Source organism: Paenibacillus radicis (ex Gao et al. 2016) (assembly GCF_014641555.1).
In the GTDB taxonomy this organism is placed as follows: Bacteria; Bacillota; Bacilli; order Paenibacillales; family Paenibacillaceae; genus Pristimantibacillus; species Pristimantibacillus radicis.
In genome coordinates this window covers 164,988-180,035 of sequence record NZ_BMHY01000003.1, presented here as the reverse complement: position 1 = coordinate 180,035, position 15,048 = coordinate 164,988, and the positions used below count along the sequence as shown (strand labels likewise).

The window sequence follows — 15,048 nt, the reverse complement described above, 5'->3', positions numbered from 1 at the left end:
ATTCCGATGGGGTTGGGGTTGCTTCCGCCGCCCCTTCAGGCAGCAAGAGCAGGAGCAAGAGCAAGAGAATCGGCAAGTTTCATCTCCATTGTTCAAGGATATTCAACAACACCTGTTATGAAAATCCAAGGGAGGTCTTACACGATGTATAAGAAGAAAACGGTTCACGCTTTGCTGTTCATGCTGTCGATTTGTATGGTTCTGAGCGCATGCAGCTCTTCCTCTTCTCCTAGTGAAGGCGGGGAGAAGCCCGGGAAAGGAAAAGATGAAGGCGGATTGAAGCCTTATGAAATTACGCTGGCGTTCTGGGGAGACAATCAGCGCGACCTCGGTCTGGTTGAGGAGGCGGTCAGCAAGATTACGAAGGAGAAGATTAACGCTACGGTTAAGCTGAAGCGAATCGAGCCTGCGGCCTGGACGCAGCAGAAGGTGCTGATGTTCTCAGGCAATGATAAGCTGGACATTATTTTCACAGGGGAAAATCAGTATATCTCGGAAGTCGCGCAGAAAAAGCTCGTTCCAATGGACGATTTGCTGCAGACGGCAGGGCAGGGCATCATAGCGGCATTTGATCCGGACGTACTGGCCGCTTCCAAGATCGGCGGCAAAACCTACGGGATCCCGAGTATCCGAGACTTTGCCTCGTATCCGACGATGTTGTTCCGGAAGGATATGCTGGAGCAAAACAACATCGACGTCAGCGGCGTGAAGACGCTCGAAGAGATGGAGCCGATCTACAAAAAGATGAAGGCGGCTCGTCCAGAACTGTCGCTGATCGGCAAGGCCTCGGGCGGCGCTTCGATTGCTTATCCGCTGCTGTTGACCACGATCGATCCGTTAAGCGATATGATTGGCGTACTGACGGATACGAGCAAGCTCGAAGTAGTCAATCTGTATGAAAGCGATGAGTACGCCAAGTTTGTCAGCACGCTGCACGAATGGTATAAGGCGGGCTATATCCCGAAGGATATCGCTACAACTTCGCAAACCGGCCGGGATTATATGAAGGCGAACATCGGATTTTCCACACCAAACAAAGGCAAGCCCGGCATTACCACCCAGACAGGCAATGCGGTAGGGACGGAACTGACGGAAGTGAAGCTCGCGCCGGCCAAGATGAATACGCTGACGATTACGAATGCGATGCTCGCAATTGCGACGACATCCAAAGACCCGGAACGGGCGATGATGTTTCTAAACCTGCTGTATACGGATAAGGAAATCGTTAATTTGCTTCATTGGGGTATCGAAGGCAAGCACTACAAGGTCAACGAGAACGGCACAATCGACTTTGCAGATGGCGTAGATGCCAGCAATAGCGGGTACAACTTGAGACAGGGCTGGATGTTCGGCAACCAATTGCTGGCGTATCCATGGAAAACCGATAGTCCTGACATTTGGCAGAAGATGGATGAATTCAACCGAGGAGCGGAGAAATCCGCGGCGCTGGGCTTCATGTACAACCCGGAGCCTGTGAAGACGGAGCTTGCGGCCATCGAGAATGTGATCCAGCAATATGCGATGGGGCTGGAGACGGGAACGCTGAACCCTGCGGAAAACTTGCCGAAGTTCAACAACGCCTTGAAGAAGGCGGGCATCGAGAAGGTTATCGCGGAGAAACAGAAGCAGCTGGATGAGTGGGCCGCTTCAAAGTAACTGCGTGGGCTTGGAAGGGGAGGCTGCCGGCAATCTGCCTGTCAGCCTCTGTCCGTTGATAGCCTTGTAGAGGCTGCAACGAATCAAAATGTAAAACTGCATTTTGTCAGCCGATTTATGGACGATTTTTCGCATCAAAATGTAAATGTGCAGGTTGATCGGTCTGAAAAGCCGCGAATGGATGAAATGAAGTGATTTCAAATGCACTTTTGCATTTTGAGGGCAATTTTGGCTAGTTTATGGCTTGTCAAAATGTACTTTTGCAGTTTGATCACCAGTCAGCAAGTAGAGTTGAGCCGTGAAAGGTAAAAAAGTTTTACGCATTTCTATAGCGCCGCCCTCACGGCGGAAACAAGATGCCGGACCGCTGGGGTCCGGCTTTTTCATGCACTTTTGCAGGGCTGAAAATGTTTTTTTACCCGGTATGTCTAAATCATCACGAATATGTCAAAATCATTAGCAATCGCTTTCAAACGATTTTAATCCAATTTCGTCCGCAGCAATATCCTCTATAATGAGAGGGATAAGACGACAGCATGAATTTCTGCACGAAGGGGCGGACAAGCATGTCCATATTTAAACAAGCATCGCTGCGCAAAAAAATAATCATTTTAATGATGGTTCTATATATTCCACTGCCGCTGCTCGGCCAATTCTGGTATGAGAAATCGTACAAGGCGATTAAAGAGAACGCGGTCGGCTCCAGCTATCAGCTCGTTAATCAGGTTAACGATCATCTGGATACGTACTTCAAAGAAGTGCAGCGCTGGACGTATCCGCTGCTGGTCAATGAGCTGACATCGACTTTTCTCAATGAAGAGTTGACGGAATCATTCGAACGTTTTCAGATATCTGAACAGGTCGAAAAAAAGCTGTTTAATCCGATTATGACGAATCGGGAAGATATTCACGGCATATCGCTCGTAACGAGCAAAGGGATCGCCGTCTCTTCCTCCAGTTATATGTCAGCGGAACGAAGATACAGTTTATATAACTCCCGGATTAAAGAGAACGGCAAATTCACAATTATGGGGCTGGAAAAGGAAGAAGGCGGGCCGACCTTTCTGGCGATGGCGTTCAAGTTCAACGGCTTAAACGGCAACACTGACAGCAGCGGCATGCTCATTGTCGATCTGAAGCTGACGGAAGTCATCAATATTACCCAAAATGTCCGCATCGGCAAAACCGGTTTTATATGGATTGCTGATCCGGAGCAGAAGACCGCCTATCACCCGAACGGCTACGGCGCGGAACGATTGATTCCGGAAGCCTATCAGGAGGCGATGGGAGAGCAGCGGCGAGGCACGTTTACGATGCCGACGAAGGAAGGCAATAAGCTCGTCGTCTTCTTCCGCTCCAGCAGCACCGGACTGACTTTGTTCTCAGAGGTGCTGCTCAGCGAGCTTAACGAATCGTTGTTGAAGGTTAGCCGGCTCTCAACGATATTATTCCTTGTCCTGTTCTTCATCGTCATGCTCATTGCGAGTGCTGTTATGTATTCGTTGAGCAATTCGTTGCTGACGATGCTTCGTTTGATGAAGCGGGCAGAGCTAGGCGAGCTTAGCGTGCGTGCACCGGAAAACAAAGGCGCCGAGGTAGGCAGCTTGTACCGCGGATTTAACAAGATGGTAGAGGAATTGAAGCGGTTAGTTGAGATCGTGCATGTCTCCGAGCTGCGGGAGAAGGAGCTGGAGGTCAAGCAGAAGGAAGCGCTGCTCCATGCCATGCAAGCGCAGATTAACCCTCACTTCCTATATAATACGCTGGAATTCATTAACTCTAGCGCCATTGTGGAAGGGAACGATAAAATTAGCCGAATGATCGTATCGCTTGGAGATATGTTCCGCTACAACGTTCAGAATCCGAATGATATCGTCAGCCTGTGGGACGAAAAGCAGCATATTGAAGCGTATCTGGCCATCCAGTCCGAACGATTCGAGTCTTTGAATTATACAATCGATATCCAGCACCGGTATGGCCGTCGGACGCTGGCCGTGCGTTCGATGCTACAGCCTATCGTGGAAAACAGCTTTAAGCATGGCTTCCAGAAGCATAAAATACCGCCGAATTATATTCGGATATCTGAGATGGACGTTGCGGCCGGCAGCTTGATTTCAATCGAGGACGGCGGCAAGGGAATGGATGAGGCTATACTGCAAGCATACAATGACTTGTTCGATCTGCCGCTCGACAAGCTTATGAATCATGAACCGCCACAGGATGGCAAAATGTCTATCGGGCTGATCAATGTGCATACTAGAATTCGGATGCTTTTCGGCGAGCCCTACGGCTTGTTCATCTCAACATCCGGAGAAGACGGCACCTGTATCGACATCTTATTGCCATTAGAATCGGAGCAGCACCAGAATGGAAGCAAAGGAGCGGACAGCGATGATCTACAGAATTCTTCTCGTTGACGATGAAGCGATGAGCAAAAAAAGCCTGCGTAAAATTTTGATGGGGGCAAGCCCGCACTATCGAATTGTGGGAGAAGCGTCAGACGGTGCGGAAGCGCTCCAAGTGGCTGAGCGTGAGCAGCCCCATTTGATTATTACCGATATCAGCATGCCGGTCATGGATGGAATCGAGCTGATCCAACGCCTGCGGCAGGACGGCTTTGAGATGGATATTATTATTTTGTCCGGTTATGGGGAATTTGAATATGCGCAGGAAGCGCTAAGGCATGGGGTAGCTGACTATATTCTGAAGCCTATGCGCCAGGAGCAGGTGCTGCGGCTGGTAGAGAAGCGCTTCGATCGTTTCATGAAGTCGCGTCAATCGGCTATGATCAAGAACCAGCTGATCGCGCCGATCAGCCTGGCGGCGGAGCGTATCGGCAACGAGCTGTGGATGGTCAACGAAGCAGGCGTCCGCCAGGATGTGAGCGAACTGCTGCGGCTGCTCGACGATTCCGATGTGGCGGCTGAGGAACGCATCTCGCTGCTTCGTGATGCGGCTTCCTTGATTCAGAATCGATTGCAGCCGCAATATCAGCTTGTCGCTTGGGCTTTTCCTTTCGAGGGCTCCGACTACGGACAAGCTGCGGCATCGTTCTCGGAATGGCTAGAGGCCGGGCTGCATGAAATCAGGGACAAGCGAAATTGGGGGAAACGCAGCGTTATCCAGCAAGCAATCGACTACTTGAAGGAGAACTTTTCCGACAGCGAGCTGAATCTGGAAAAGGTGCTGACGCCCCTTGGTATATCTCCGACTCACTTCTATCACATGCTGATGGAGGAGACTGGAATGTCTTATATTGCTTATTTGACACATATCCGGATGGAGCATGCCAAGGAGCTTCTTCAGCATAGCGATTTGAAGACGTATGAGGTGGGTCAACGCTGTGGTTATCCCGACTATCCTCATTTTACGAAACGGTTCAAACGGCAAATCGGACTTACCCCAACGGAGTATCGAAAAAATATGCAGCACTTATGAAACCGCTAACATTCCTAATGAAAACGACATACACGCAACGAAAATGCCATTCTCTTCGGGTTCCCGGTTTACTACAATAGCTTTTGCAAGGACATATCTATTTAACTAGGGGGATTCATCTATGAAACGGCAAGTCGCTCTTCTGATGACCATAATAGTTGGAACCGTGTTGATTTTATCTGCATGCGGTAAAGATCAAAACGAGGGTGAAGCAACGCCAGAGAACGGCGCGGGATCTACCGGGCAAACTTCTGTAAACGCATTCGGCTGGCAGCTTCCGGCTAAAACGACGAAAATCCACTTCTACCAAGCGGAGAAAGGCAACCCGGATAAAATCGAGAAAAAGCAAGCCGCTTTTCACGACTACCTGTTGAAGGAATTCAACGTTGATATGAAACGGACGACGCTGGATGTGGAACCAAAGGAAAAGCTGAACCTGATGCTCGTTTCCGGTGATTATCCGGAAGTAATCGCAGGGCTGGATGATTCCGCGATTTCACAATGGAAAGCGCAAAACAAAATTATGGACCTGGCTCCTCTCGTAGATAAGTACGGGCCAAACATTAAGAAAGCGCTGGGCGACCGTTATGCCTCCTATCTGGATGAGAACGGCAAGCTGTGGGGCATTCCACGCGGCTGGGGTTACCTGCCAATTCCGGATTTCACGGCTCATATCCGTTGGGACTGGTACCAAGAGATGGGCGCGCCGGAGATCAAAACGCCGGAAGACTACTACAATGTGCTGAAGCAAATGGTTGCTAAGCATCCAACTAACGCCAATGGCGAAAAAACGTACGCTTTGTCTTGGAACGCGGATGTGAAGGTCAACAATGCAATCGGCTTCTGGGGCCTGCAAGACGGCTACAAAGAAGACGCCGACCATAATCTGACGCATTGGCTGAATACCGAAGAGGGCAAACAGGCTGCTCTGTTCTACAACCGTTTCTTCCTTGAAGGTCTGATGGACCCTGACGCATTCGTCAACAAGTTCGAGGATTGGAGAACGAAATTCTCCAACGAGCGGATTGCCGGACATATCGGTCCATGGTGGCAGTCTTGGAATGCGGGCCATGAAGTATGGCGTACGACAGATCCAAACTACAAAGAAGATAAACGTTACGTACAGGTTGCGTTCAAAGCGGAAGGTGCGGAAAAAGCTTACCTCTCGCCAAAAGATACACATGGCTGGAATTACACGGTTCTGACGGATAAAGCAAAATCGCCGGAAGAAATTATTAAATTCCTTGATTTCACAATGACACCGATGGGTACTCGCCTGATGGGCTGGGGTATTCCGAACATTACTGATTCCTACTGGAACTTTGAAGAAGGCGGCAAGTGGTCGTTCAATGACACTGCGAAGCAAGCATTGCTCGCAGGAGATCTGGATTATGAGAAAACGGAAGCAGCTAACGGCAGCAATATCTTCTGGCTGGCTTATCCGCAAGGCTTGCTCAGCGACGACAATAAGAGCACGGCTTGGTATGACCAGAACTTTAACGCAGATGACAAGTGGAAAAAGCTTATGCTCGACAATGTCAGCGACACGATCTATGAAAGCACAGAACGCCGCGTAATCTTTGCCAATGACAACCCGCTGACGATTAAGAACCAGCAAATCGAAGAGCTGATCAAAACCGGATTTGCAAAAATCGTGATGTCGAAGTCGGAAGCGGAAGCGGTCAAAAACTTCGAAGATCTGCGCAGCAAAGCGCAAAAAATCGGCTTGAGCGATATCGAGAAATACCGCACGGAAGAATACAAAAAGAATCTTGCAAAGTTGAAATAAACGGATAGCTGGAGGGAAGCCGAATCATGAACTACCTTAGACGCTTTTCCAGAGAGAGACAAATTTGGCTGATAAGCTTGCCTATCATACTGTGGGTGCTCGTCTTTTCTTACTTCCCGATGTACGGTTTGATCATTGCCTTTCAAAACTACGTTCCCGGACAGACGATGTTCGGGAACTGGGTAGGGCTTGACAACTTTATTCGGTTTTTCCAGGAACCTGATTTCTGGATGATTATGCGCAATACGATTGTCATTAGTATGCTTAATCTGCTTATAGGATTTCCCGCACCGATCATTCTCGCCTTGTTGCTTAACGAGGTGAGAAACCGGGCGTTCAAGAAAACGATTCAATCGCTCTCTTACATTCCTTACTTTATCTCCTGGGTCGTTGTCGCCAGCATTGCCTTTACGCTGCTTGGCAACGACGGGATCATCAATGATTTGCTGCAGCGTTTCGGCTTTATTCACAATCCGATTCAGTTCCTCGGAGAAGGGAAGTACTTCTGGGCCATCTTGACCTCCAGTAATGTCTGGAAGGATGTCGGCTTCAGTTCTATCATCTATATGTCTGCAATTGCAGGCATCGACCGCGAGCAATACGAAGCGGGCAAAGTAGACGGACTAGGACGCTTCGGCCTTGCTTGGCATATTACATTGCCGGGAATTCGCTCCACGATTGTCCTGCTGTTCATCTTGGCGCTTGGCGGCATTCTGAACGCAGGCTTCGAGCAGCAGCTGCTGCTGGGCAGTCCGACAACCAGGGACTACTACGAGGTTATTGATACGTACGTATACCGGTTTGGTGTTCAGTTCGGCAACTATTCCTACGGTACGGCGGTCGGCTTAATGAAGAGCTTAATCGGCCTGACATTGGTCATTGTGGCGAATAAGCTTTCGAAACGCTATATGCAAACTGCGATTTTCTAGAAAGGAGCAATAAGGATGAGCGAACGTTCGACAACCATTCCTCAACGGCTATTCGACATCGTGAACGTCGTTGTCTTACTGCTGTTTGGCATCATTATGGCTTACCCGTTTTTGAATTTGCTGGCTTTGTCCCTGAACGATGGGGCAGATGCGGCAAGGGGCGGGATCTACATTTTCCCGAGGGAGTTTTCCTTGGATGCCTACAAGCTTCTGCTTCAAAACGATAAACTGCTGGAGGGCTTCGGCTGGTCTGTGCTTCGGGTTGCTGTAGGGACCGTTACTTGTTTGTTCGTAACGGGTCTGCTGGCTTACATCGTAAGTATCCGTCATTTCTCCGGCCGGAAGTTCATGCGGATTCTATTTCTCGTCACGATGTACTTCAACGGCGGTTTGATTCCAATCTATCTGCTGATGGTCAATTTGAAGCTGACGGATTCCTTTCACGTCTATTGGATTCCTTCGCTGATCAGCGCTTACTACATGCTGCTCATGTCCTCGTATATTTCCGAGCTGCCTGATGCACTGTTCGAGTCTGCGCGAATTGACGGGGCTTCGGAGATGAAAATCTATCTAAGCCTAGTTATTCCAATGTCGCTGCCGGTATTTGCTGCCGTATCGATTTACTCGGCTGTCGGTCACTGGAATGCGTGGTTCGATGTTGTGCTGTACAATTCCAGCGGTCATTTCGATACGCTTCAAGTCTACTTGCGGCGGTTGCTCCTGGAAGTGGAAGCATCCCAGCAAATTATGGATCAGCAGCTGATTTTCCAAAAATTCAAAAGCATGACGCCATTGACGCTGCGTGCGGCGACAACCATTTTCGTTACCGTGCCGATCTTGCTTGTGTATCCGTTTTTGCAAAAATACTTTATCGGCGGTTTGACGATCGGCTCTGTGAAAGGATAATTGATGATGACGAACAACAAGAACCATTCCTTAGGCGCAATTACGTTCCGATCGGATGACGAAGCGCTGAATGCCGGATTTGAATGGGCGAAAGACCAAGCGCTCTTTTACGCGCATCACGGTGAAGATCCTGTCGGCCTCTGGTATGAGGCCGCCTTGCCGGGCAGAGAAGCATTCTGCATGCGGGACGTTTCCCATCAAAGCTTAGGCGCTGCCGTTCTGGGCTTGCAGGCGCATACCCGCAATATGATGCTGAAATTCGCGGAGAATATTAGCGAGACGAGAGACTATTGCACGTATTGGGAGATCACAGGAGGAGATATTCCGGCTCCTGTCGATTATGAGAATGACCAGGATTTCTGGTACAACCTGCCGGCGAACTTCGATGCTATCGATGCCTGCTACCGCCAATATTTGTGGACGGGCGACCGCTCCTACTTGGACAATCCGGTTTTTCGTAAATTTTATGACTTGTCCGTAACGGAATATGTGAAGACTTGGGATAAAGACGGAGACGGTATTCTTGAATATGAGGCGGCCTATGGACGCCGCGGCTTAGCTTCTTATAATGAAGCTGGCGAATATGCGAGAATTGGCGCTGATCTCATTGCGATTATGATCGCCGGGTATGAAGCATATGCCGAGATCGTGAAGTTAACGGGGCAAGGTGAAGCGCGTGCCGCTGAGTATTCGGCCAAAGCTTCGGAGCTGCGGAAGCGGCTGGAGGAGCAGTGGTGGGATGAGAGCAACGGCTGCTTCTATATTGCTCTGAGCCAGAAGGGCGACTTCATTGCATCTGAAGCTGGAGAAGGCCAATTCCTTCCGCTCTATTATGGCGTTATCGATAATGCGGAGAAGCGGGAAGGCGCGCTGCGCGAAGCAATCGCGCGAGGCGCTTCCAATGTGGAAGGCATGTCCTATTTGCCGGAAACGTACTATCGCGGAGGAAGTGACGAAGAGGCGCTTCGCAGCTTGAAAGCGCTGATGGAGCCTAGTCTTGAGCGCCGTGAGTATCCTGAGGTTTCTTATTCGGCAGTTGGAGCGGTAGTGTCTGGCCTGATGGGTATCTCGGCAGACGGCATTTCTGGTGTGACGACCGAATCGAAATTGGCGGGAGAGCTGACTTGGGCAGAGCTGTCTCTCGTTCCCGTTCTCGGAAGAACGATTGCTGTTAAGCACCAGGGTACAACGCACACGGAATTTAGCAATCTTTCCGGCGCAGCCTTGCGCTGGAAAGCGAAGTTCCGCACGGAAGCAGCGGAAGGGCAGACTGCTGGGCTGAACCATAATGGTCTTGCCATTCAGCCGTCTGTGGAACGCGACGAACTCGGCCGCACCTATCTGGTGGCCGAAGTCGAGGTCGAGCCTGGCGAGACGCATACGATCACAGTTGGTTAACAGCGAGAGCCGTCAGTCCATTTTCATGGACTGACGGCTTTTTTTGAGTGGTGTCCTATCTGCATTCCAGCGAACCCGCCTCTGCCTCCCCAGCGAAACCACGAGATGGTCGCTCTTCGTGTCTTAGTGAATAACCTACCTCAGGCTCGCCTTCCGAGTCCCGGCGTACTGACCTCTGAATGCTCGCCTTCCGTGTATAATCGAACTAACTAACTTACCAAGCACACCTTCGTGCGTTGAATGCTCGTACTGCGCGCCAACTCGAATGGACTAACTAATTATGTTCACCTTATTGCGCATCCCAGCGCTCTCCACGCCTAATTGAACGGACCAACTCAAAATACACGCATTCCAGCGCTAAATGTGGAACAAAATGTAAAAGTACATTTTGATAAGCCTCAAATTGCCCAAAACACCCCTCAAAATGCAAAAGTACATTTTAAACCTCTACATTTCACCCATTTGAGGCGTTTCCGGCCAATCAACCTGCACTTTTGCATTTTGATGCGATAAATCGCCGAAAACACGGCTGACAACATGTATTTTTGCATTTTGATTAGTAGAGGCAGGGCGTATAGCGAATCTGCTTCGCAAAGAACGAATCAAAGTTGCCCTCCCATCACTTACTCGCCACGATGGCGAACATGGGCCGATGGCGGTTCAGCAGCTGCTCAGCCGGGCTATACAGCCCTGCATCGAATCCGTGCCAGGCGGTCACATGGGTGAAGCCAATGTGGCTCAGCATGTCGATGTCCCAGGCAGGACGCTTCACATAGGTTAGCGGCAGCGCTAAGGCGATTTGATCACCTTCCGATATTTCCTCCTCCGAACGATAAGGCACATAGCCTGCCGCGATCGCTTCCTGTTTAGCCGCTTGGAACAAGGCGGCTTCCCTCGGATCGGTCAAGAACAAGTTCCAGTTGCCGTCGAAAATAATCGTCTGCCCATCCTCGGCCAGCCATTGATGCCATTTCCGGTAGACGCCAACGGGATTCGGCAGAAACCAGGTAACGTTGCGGGATATGATCAAATCGAACACACCATCCGGCTCATATTCCAAAATATCGGTCTGGATGATTCGAATATCGCAGCCGTGCTTTTCTGCATTTTTCCTCGCTTTGGCTATCATCTCCGTGGAGGAGTCGATGGCGGTTACTTGATGCCCCAAGCGCGTTAATAAAATGCTGAAAAAGCCTGGGCCAGCGCCAACGTCCAGCACTCGAAGCCCCTGCTTATCCTTAAGCAGCTTGCTCAGAATCGCCGTCCACTTATCGGCCGACTCATTCGTAAATTCCTGCTCCACAATTTCCTCGTAAATATCGGCCCCCTTATCCCAATATTGCTGATGCTCCAATTGTTGCTCCTTGCTGATCGTCATAAAATCTCTCCTCATGTAAAAAATCTCGGATAAAATCGTTATAAAAAATAATGCTTGCTAATAGTAATTATTACGATTAAAATCTATCATCAGTTGGATATCGAAGTCAAGCGATACTTGTTCAACTGCATTTTATATCTATTTTCCGGGAGGGCATCATGTCAAAATCATTCAAAAGATCGGCCATCACAATCAGTACAATACTTCTCTTATTGCTGGCGGCCTGCTCGTCGCAGACGGAGCCGGGACCAGCATCAACGAATAAACCGGAGGCACCGGCCGCCAAGCGCATCACCGTCGCGGTTACTCAAGATTCGAAGGGGGATCGAATCGACGCCTCCACCTATAACGGGGCGAGAGCCGTTCATAGCGCAATCTATGACCCGCTCGTGGAATTTGGCGAAGGCGGCAAAATCGGACCGGGGCTCGCAACCGCTTGGGAAGTGTCGGAGGACGGCAAAACCTACACTTTCCATCTGAGAGAAGGTGTTCAATTCTCCGACGGCAGCGAGTTTAATGCTGAATCCGTCAAATTCTCATTGGCTCGAACCGTGGCAAATGAGGAGAATGCATCGCTAGAAATTGCAAGGAAGCTGGACAAGGTGGAGACGCCGGACACTCATACTGTTGTGCTCCAGTTTAAGGAGATGGCGACGCAGGTTCTTCTCGAGCTCAGCCAAGCCCGTCCTTTTCGGATCATGAGTCCCAATGCGGTTAATCCTGCAGGTGCTGCGGATGGAGAGTTTGTGAAGCCAATCGGTACCGGTCCATGGCAATTAGACAGCTTCAAGGAGGGAGCGGAAACCGTCCTGACCGCCAACGAGCATTATTGGAAGGAGAAGCCATCTCCATACAAGCTGGTGTTCAAAGTCATTACCGACCCGCAGGCCCGCGTGCTTGCACTGCAGAATGGCGAGATCGACATTGCCGGGGGAGAAGTGGGGAACATTCCGTATGAGAGCCTGCCTATCTTTGAGAACAATGCGAAATACAAGATAGAGCAGCACGCCAGCACGATGTCTTATTTCATGGTCATCAACCAGAAGAATTCATTTCTAGCGGATAAAAGCGTCCGTCAGGCCATTAATCTCGGAACCGATACTAGCAAAATGATGAACGGACAAGGCGCAGATGTGTCCGGCTTGTTCCAGAGCACGGTCGCTTTCGTTACGCCTACTAATCAGCCCTCTTATAGCTTTGATCCTGATAAAGCTAAGCAATTGCTTGAGGCAGCTGGCTTCCAATGGAATGCGGGCAGCAAACAATACGAGAAGGACGGCAAGCCGATCCAGCTTCGTTTAGTCATCCAGACAGAGGAATATCCGGAGTGGAAAGAGATGGCCGAGATTTTCCAAAGTGAGATGAAAAATATCGGCATCAAGGTGGAGATTGCCAACCTGGAGCGTGCGGCCTATTATGATGCGCTGTGGACCAACAAAGAGTATGATCTGCTTCTCTATCGGACGTATACCGATGCGCAGCTGCCGTACCGCTTCCTGACATCCCTGTTTTATCATACGGATAAAACGCCGGGCGTCGCCTATCAGGATGCAGCCCTCACGCAACAACTGGATGGCATCGCGAAAACAACTTCGCCAGCGGAGCAGCAGGCGATCTTCGACCGGATTTTTGCCCGGCTGCATGAAGAAGCGATGACCGTGCCGGTTTACTATACAAAGCAAACCTTTATTCATAGCAGCAAGATTGGAAACTTCGCCTTTGGCGATATTGAAGACAATCCGGTCAAATGGCATCAGCTGACGATTGAGGAATAGAGATGCTGCGCTATGCGATCGGCAGACTTGCCCTGCTTGTCTTTACTTTGTTTTTGCTGACATTATTCGTATTCGCGCTTATGCGGCTTGCCCCCGGAAATCCTGCAGCTTTGCTGCTGCAGGGTATCGGTGCCGTTCCCGACGAGAGCTTGATTGCTCTCTACGAGCATAAATGGGGCTTGGATCAGTCATTCGTCCAGCAATATGTCACTTGGCTGCTAGAACTGCTTCAAGGCCATTTGGGTTCTTCTTTTGTAACGGGTCAGCCCGTCACGAAGGAAATCGCATCGCGGCTTCAGCCTACGCTATTGTTGATTGCCAGTTCTTTTATCGTGACCGTTCTTTTCTCGGTTCCACTTGGGATCGTAAGCGCCATCCGGGAAAATACGCTGCTCGATCGGATCGTCTATGGAGGCTCCGTTCTCGGCTTATCCGTTCCGCTCTACTGGCTGGCGATTTTGCTCATGCTCGGTTTTGGCGTGTTATGGCCCTTGTTTCCGATCATCGGAAGCGGTTCGGCGAATCATTACGTCCTTCCAGTAGCGGCAATCAGTCTCATTCAAGGCGCATATTTTGTCCGAATGATCCGTTCTTTCACGTTGGAATACAAGCATTCCTTTTTCATGGAGGCGGCGAGGGCACGCGGCTTGCGGCGACGTATTTTGTACCCGTCCTATCTGCTTAGGTCGATGTTGATTCCGGTGCTAACGGTTGTTGGAACAAGCTTCTCCGGCTTTTTCGGTGCGGCCGTCATGATTGAGAATGTGTTCAGCTTTCCGGGGCTCGGAACTTATATGCTGGACATGATCTACAATCGAGATTTTCCAGCTATACAGGGCTGCAGCTTACTGGTGGCAGCGGTAATCTTCGTCTTGAATTTCGTGACCGATCTTGGCTATTATGCGGCCGATCCGCGTGTAAGGCTGGATAAGCAGAGGTGGGAATTGTGAAGAAGAGGTTTACTTCGTTTGCGTTTGAAAATAAATGGACAACGGCAGCGCTGCTATTTCTAACGGGGCTGCTTATCGTGGGCATTCTGGCTTCTTGGCTGCATCCATTTGATCCTTACGAGCCTAATTATGAAGCCAAGCTGCAGCATCCGAGCCTTGCTCATCCCTTTGGGACGGATTATTTGGGTCGTGACTTGTTGAGCCGAGTGCTTGCGGGTATTCCCTATTCGGTGTTTCCCGCCCTTATCGTTCTTGGGCTGGTTATGGTCATCAGCCTCGTTCTTGGAACGTTAAGCGGGTTTTACGGAGGCCGCCTGGATATGCTGCTGATGAGCGTTGCAGATTTATTCACGGCCGTTCCGAATCTTCTGCTTACTATTGTCATTATCGGTTTTTTAGGCTTTGGGATGGAAAATGTTTATGCGGCCATTTTGCTGTCCTGGTGGGCCAAATATGTACGGATCATCCGCGGCCTCGTTCATGATGTGAAAAAAGAGCCGTATATGCTATCCAGCCGGGTGAGCGGCTCCTTCGGTTTTCATGCGATACGGCGGCATGTTGTGCCGAACGTTATGCCGCAGGTGTTGACGCTGATTATTTTGGATGTCAGCCGGGTTATTTTGACTTTGTCAGGGTTGTCCTTTCTGGGACTGGGCGCTCAGCCGCCTTCGCCGGAATGGGGCGTGATGCTGCTGGACGGCAAAAACTATTTGCAAATTGCGCCTTGGATGGGCTTTTTTCCAGGGTTGATGATCTTTGCGACGGCTGTCGCGTTTCAGATTTGCGGAGAGAAGCTGCGGAGCCGATTTCAATTGAGTTAGCGGATGAG

At 50.1% G+C, this 15,048-nt stretch carries 12 protein-coding genes; 10 read left to right on the top strand and 2 right to left on the bottom strand.

Features of this window, described 5'->3' with window-relative positions:
- Positions 1–144: 144 nt before the first annotated feature.
- The 7 genes from IEX98_RS09480 to IEX98_RS09450 all read left to right on the top strand — a co-directional run bounded on the left by IEX98_RS09480 (position 145) and on the right by IEX98_RS09450 (position 10,116).
- Complete coding sequence (locus tag IEX98_RS09480; protein ID WP_188888718.1) at positions 145–1,656, top strand: ABC transporter substrate-binding protein; 1,512 nt, start codon at positions 145–147, stop codon at positions 1,654–1,656.
- 566 nt (positions 1,657–2,222) lie between these two features.
- Positions 2,223–4,073, top strand: a complete 1,851-nt coding sequence (locus IEX98_RS09475) for a sensor histidine kinase (RefSeq protein WP_188888717.1) — start codon at positions 2,223–2,225, stop codon at positions 4,071–4,073.
- Entirely contained in the window at positions 4,048–5,094 is a 1,047-nt protein-coding gene (locus IEX98_RS09470) for a response regulator transcription factor (protein ID WP_188888716.1), read from the top strand. Before IEX98_RS09475 ends, IEX98_RS09470 begins: the two co-directional genes overlap by 26 nt.
- Before the next feature lie 121 nt (positions 5,095–5,215).
- A complete protein-coding gene (locus tag IEX98_RS09465; RefSeq protein WP_188888715.1) occupies positions 5,216–6,883 on the top strand; it encodes a sugar ABC transporter substrate-binding protein in 1,668 nt (555 codons plus the stop codon).
- Positions 6,884–6,909: 26 nt separating this feature from the next.
- Entirely contained in the window at positions 6,910–7,812 is a 903-nt protein-coding gene (locus tag IEX98_RS09460) for an ABC transporter permease (RefSeq protein ID WP_188888714.1), read from the top strand.
- 15 nt (positions 7,813–7,827) lie between these two features.
- On the top strand, positions 7,828–8,718 hold the full coding sequence (locus tag IEX98_RS09455) for a carbohydrate ABC transporter permease (RefSeq protein WP_188888713.1): 891 nt from the start codon (positions 7,828–7,830) through the stop codon (positions 8,716–8,718).
- Between the two features lie 3 nt (positions 8,719–8,721).
- A complete protein-coding gene (locus tag IEX98_RS09450; RefSeq protein ID WP_194458304.1) occupies positions 8,722–10,116 on the top strand; it encodes an MGH1-like glycoside hydrolase domain-containing protein in 1,395 nt (464 codons plus the stop codon).
- A 447-nt stretch (positions 10,117–10,563) separates the two neighbouring features.
- Here the strand turns inward: IEX98_RS09450 and IEX98_RS09445 are convergent, their stop codons facing one another.
- Entirely contained in the window at positions 10,564–10,722 is a 159-nt protein-coding gene (locus tag IEX98_RS09445) for a hypothetical protein (RefSeq protein WP_188888711.1), read from the bottom strand.
- Between the two features lie 13 nt (positions 10,723–10,735).
- Positions 10,736–11,494 (bottom strand): class I SAM-dependent methyltransferase, encoded by a 759-nt coding sequence (locus IEX98_RS09440; RefSeq protein WP_188888710.1) that lies wholly within the window; start codon positions 11,492–11,494, stop codon positions 10,736–10,738.
- A gap of 158 nt (positions 11,495–11,652) precedes the next feature.
- Between IEX98_RS09440 and IEX98_RS09435 the strand changes: the two genes are divergently transcribed.
- Genes IEX98_RS09435 through IEX98_RS09425 form a run of 3 tightly spaced genes read left to right on the top strand, consistent with a single transcriptional unit; the run spans position 11,653 to position 15,040 of the window.
- Entirely contained in the window at positions 11,653–13,269 is a 1,617-nt protein-coding gene (locus IEX98_RS09435) for an ABC transporter substrate-binding protein (RefSeq protein WP_188888709.1), read from the top strand.
- Between the two features lie 2 nt (positions 13,270–13,271).
- On the top strand, positions 13,272–14,219 hold the full coding sequence (locus IEX98_RS09430; RefSeq protein ID WP_188888708.1) for an ABC transporter permease: 948 nt from the start codon (positions 13,272–13,274) through the stop codon (positions 14,217–14,219).
- On the top strand, positions 14,216–15,040 hold the full coding sequence (locus IEX98_RS09425; protein WP_188888707.1) for an ABC transporter permease: 825 nt from the start codon (positions 14,216–14,218) through the stop codon (positions 15,038–15,040). The genes IEX98_RS09430 and IEX98_RS09425 overlap by 4 nt, the downstream gene beginning before the upstream one ends.
- Positions 15,041–15,048: the final 8 nt, after the last annotated feature.